Raw genomic sequence first — 4,137 nt, forward strand, 5'->3', positions numbered from 1 at the left:
GTCGGAGCATTGGTGAGGTGTCAGGTCAGACGCGGTGCGGGTTTCACGGCCGATGACCGCTCCTACGGAGAAATCGCAGGAGCGGTCATCGGCCGCGAACGCCGCACCACTGAAGGTCCTGATCAGACTTTCTGGTACAGCTGGCTGCCTTCCTGCTTGAAGCGCTGGGCCTGTTCGCGCATTCCTTCCTCCACGCTCAGGTCGACGGCCTCGATCTTCTGGTTGGCCGCATACTCGCGCACTTCCTGAGTGATCTTCATGGAGCAGAACTTCGGCCCGCACATCGAGCAGAAGTGCGCGACCTTGGCCGAGTCCTTGGGCAGGGTTTCGTCGTGGTAGGCGCGCGCGGTGTCCGGGTCCAGCCCGAGGTTGAACTGGTCTTCCCAGCGAAACTCGAAACGCGCCTTGCTCAAGGCGTTGTCGCGGATCTGCGCGCCGGGGTGCCCCTTGGCCAGGTCGGCGGCGTGCGCGGCGATCTTGTAGGTAATGATGCCGGTCTTCACGTCATCCTTGTTCGGCAGGCCCAGGTGCTCCTTGGGCGTCACGTAGCAAAGCATGGCGCAACCGAACCAGCCGATCATCGCCGCACCGATGCCCGAGGTGATGTGGTCGTAACCCGGAGCAATGTCGGTGGTCAGCGGGCCGAGGGTGTAGAACGGCGCTTCGTCGCAGCATTCCAGCTGCTTGTCCATGTTCTCCTTGATCAGCTGCATCGGCACGTGCCCCGGACCTTCGATCATGCATTGGACGTCGTGCTTCCAGGCGATCTTGGTCAGCTCACCGAGGGTTTCCAGCTCCCCGAACTGAGCTTCGTCGTTGGCGTCGGCGATCGAGCCCGGACGCAGACCGTCGCCCAGGGAGAAGCTGACGTCGTAGGCCTTCATGATTTCGCAGATCTCGTCGAAGTGCTTGTACAGGAAGTTTTCCTTGTGGTGCGCCAGGCACCACTTGGCCATGATCGACCCGCCGCGGCTGACGATGCCGGTGACCCGCTTGGCGGTCAACGGGACGTAGCGCAACAGAACCCCGGCATGGATGGTGAAGTAGTCCACGCCCTGCTCGGCCTGCTCGATGAGGGTGTCGCGGAACAGCTCCCAGGTCAGGTCTTCGGCCACGCCGCCGACTTTTTCCAGGGCCTGATAGATGGGTACGGTACCGATCGGTACGGGCGAGTTGCGGATGATCCACTCGCGAGTTTCGTGGATGTGCTTGCCGGTGGACAGGTCCATCACCGTGTCCGAGCCCCAGCGGATGCCCCAGGTGAGCTTGGCCACTTCCTCCTCGATGGAGGAACCCAGGGCGCTGTTGCCGATGTTGCCGTTGATCTTCACCAGGAAGTTGCGGCCGATGATCATCGGTTCGAGTTCGGTGTGGTTGATGTTGGCCGGAATGATCGCGCGGCCACGGGCGATTTCTTCACGCACGAACTCGGCGGTGATCTCCTTGGGAATGCTGGCGCCGAAGCTGTGGCCCTTGTGCTGATCCTTGAGCAGGCCGGCAGCGCGGGCCTCGGCCAGCTTCATGTTCTCGCGGATGGCGACGTACTCCATTTCGGCGGTGATGATGCCCTGACGCGCGTAGTGCATCTGGCTGACGTTGGCGCCGGCCTTGGCCCGGCGCGGGTTGCGCACGTGAGCGAAGCGAAGTTTGGTCAGTTCGTCGTCGCTCAGGCGCTGCTGGCCGAAGTGAGAACTCAGGCCGGGCAGCCGTTCGGTGTCGCCACGGTCGTCGATCCAGGCCGAACGCACGTCGGCCAGGCCCTTGCGCACGTCGATGACGACATTGGGGTCGGTGTAGGGGCCGGAGGTGTCGTAGACGGTCACCGGCGGGTTGATCTCACCGCTGCTGTTGCCGGTGGAAAAGTCGGTCGGTGTGACGTCCAGGCTGATTTCACGCATGGGCACACGGATGTCTGCCCGCGAGCCCTGGACGTAGATCTTGCGCGAACGGGTGAAGGGCTGCACGGAGCCTGAATCGACTTGGGCCGATTCGCTCAAATGCACGGTGTTTTTTGCTTTTGTATTCATCACAGGCTCTCCAGACGGCATCCAGCAGGGAATGTCGGAGCGAACCTGAAAGGCACGGATGCACCCTGTGAACGGATGCTGTGCTTGTACGCGAGGTGCTGTGCAGAAATGCGCGAGACCTCGGACGAAGCACAAGAGGACTCGCCGCAAAGACGAGAAATCTTGTTCCCTACGCAGGCGTTAACCTGATCAGGTTCAACGGGATCCGGATTATCCGATCTCAGCCTCATAGCAAGGCACCCCGACAAGAACGTGCACAGCATAGACGCCCTGCACACGGAACGCCAACCCCGCCTGCAGGTCTTGATAGTGCCCGTTGCATCGGACCGATTGTTGTGCGGCGCGCCGCGCTCTACACTCGCCCTGCCCCAAGCCTCTTTCCACAGCTGATGTCCAGACCCAGCTTACAGACCAAGGATTGCCCCCATGCTGCGCAGTAGATTTCCCTCGGCAACGGCCCTCGCCCTGGCCGTGTCCGGTGCCATCCCAGGCCTGGCCCTGGCGCAGCAGGCACCGTTGGCGAGCATGACCGATCTGGTCAGCGTCTATCAGGAAGCGGTACTGAACAACGCCGACCTGGCCGCCTCGCGGGCCGACTATGCCGCGCAAAGCGAAATCGTGCCGCAGGCGCGCGCTGGTTTGCTGCCCAACCTGTCGGCCGGTTACGACATCAACGACACCCGCACGGCGCTGGACCAGCCCTCGGCGGTGTACAACCGCAGTGGCAATTCCTACCGCGCGCAATTGAGCCAGCCGCTGTTCCGTGCCGACCGCTGGTTCCAGCTCAAGGCGGCCAAGGCGGTCGACGAGCAGGCTGCAGTGCAGTTGTCGGCTACTGAGCAGAACCTGATTCTGCAAAGTGCCCAGGCCTATTTCTCGGTGCTGCGCGCCCAAGACAACCTGGCCACCGCGCGCGCCGAGGAGAATGCATTCCGGCGCCAGCTCGATCAGTCCCAGGAGCGCTTCAACGTCGGTCTTTCCGACAAGACCGACACCCTGCAGTCCCAGGCCAGCTACGACACCGCCCGGGCCAACCGGATCATCGCCCAGCGCCAGGTGGAGGATGCGTTCCAGGCCCTGATCACGCTGACCAACCGCGAATACAATTCGATCCAGGGCATCGTTCACACCCTGCCCGTGCTGGCGCCGATACCCAATGACGCCAGTACCTGGGTCGATACCGCTTCGCGGCAGAACCTTGATCTGCTGGCCAGCAACTACGCCGTGGAAGCCGCCGAGCAGACCTTGCGCCAGCGCAAGGCCGGGCATGCGCCGACGGTGGATGCGGTCGCGCAATACCAGAAGGGCGACAACGACAACCTGGGTTTCAGCAACCCATCGACCCTGCCGGGCGTCAGCTATGGCAGCGATGTGTCGCAGCGCAGCATCGGCGTGCAGTTGAACATTCCGATCTACAGTGGTGGCCTGACCAGCTCGCAGGTACGTGAAGCCTATGCGCGGCTCACGCAAAGCGAACAGCAGCGCGAAAGCCTGCGTCGGCAGGTGGTGGAGAACACCCGCAACCTGCACCGTGCGGTCAACACCGATGTCGAGCAGGTGCAGGCGCGCAAGCAGTCGATCATTTCCAACCAGAGTTCGGTGCTGGCCACCGAGATCGGCTATCAGGTGGGGACGCGCAACATCGTCGACGTGCTCGACGCGCAGCGTCAGCTGTACAGCTCGGTGCGCGACTACAACAACACCCGCTACGACTACATTCTGGACAACCTGCGCCTCAAGCAGGCGGCAGGCATCCTGAGCCCGGGCGACCTGCAGGACCTGACGCGCTTCCTCAAGGCCGACTACAACCCGGACAAGGATTTCCTGCCACCGGACCTGGCCAAGGCCGCCGAAGCGCTGCTCAAGCCGCCAGCGAAACCATGACCTGACGCGACGCTGCTGAACGGCTTGCGCAACCCTGTAGCAGCGGCGCGAGCCGCGTCGGGCGGTGATGCGGGGTGTCAGGTGAATCGCGTCGCCAGTGACGCGGCTCGCGCCGCTGCTTGTATGTTGTGCCCGCACTCGGCAAGAATCATTATTCTTGCTCGTGTACTCACAAAAATGTGTTTCTGGGGGATGCCGATCGCTGCTTAAGGCAGGACTTGCTCCT

2 protein-coding genes and 1 riboswitch are annotated in these 4,137 nt (G+C 62.8%); of the genes, one reads left to right on the plus strand and one right to left on the minus strand.

Translation table 11 applies throughout. The features are described 5' to 3' along the window. Nucleotides 1-122 precede the first annotated feature (122 nt). A complete protein-coding gene (gene thiC / locus QMX89_RS22425) occupies nt 123-2,027 on the minus strand; it encodes a phosphomethylpyrimidine synthase ThiC (RefSeq protein WP_282349932.1) in 1,905 nt (634 codons plus the stop codon). Between the two features lie 149 nt (nt 2,028-2,176). Next, a riboswitch (TPP riboswitch) is annotated at nt 2,177-2,281 on the minus strand. Nucleotides 2,282-2,453: 172 nt separating this feature from the next. On the opposite strand from thiC, the gene QMX89_RS22430 reads away from it, so the two are divergent. Then, nucleotides 2,454-3,911 carry a TolC family outer membrane protein gene (locus QMX89_RS22430; RefSeq protein WP_049862073.1) on the plus strand — a complete coding sequence of 486 codons (1,458 nt, stop codon included), beginning with the start codon at nt 2,454-2,456 and terminating at the stop codon, nt 3,909-3,911. The last annotated feature ends 226 nt before the right edge of the window (nt 3,912-4,137 follow it).

The organism is Pseudomonas sp. PS01301, from assembly GCF_029960215.1.
GTDB lineage: Bacteria > Pseudomonadota > Gammaproteobacteria > Pseudomonadales > Pseudomonadaceae > Aquipseudomonas > Aquipseudomonas coleopterorum.

Bases quoted from the DNA above. Each gene is read 5' to 3' on its own strand.
- thiC (WP_282349932.1), bottom strand. From the start codon at position 2,027: ATGAATACAAAAGCAAAAAACACCGTGCATTTGAGCGAATCGGCCCAA.
- QMX89_RS22430 (WP_049862073.1), top strand. From the start codon at position 2,454: ATGCTGCGCAGTAGATTTCCCTCGGCAACGGCCCTCGCCCTGGCCGTG.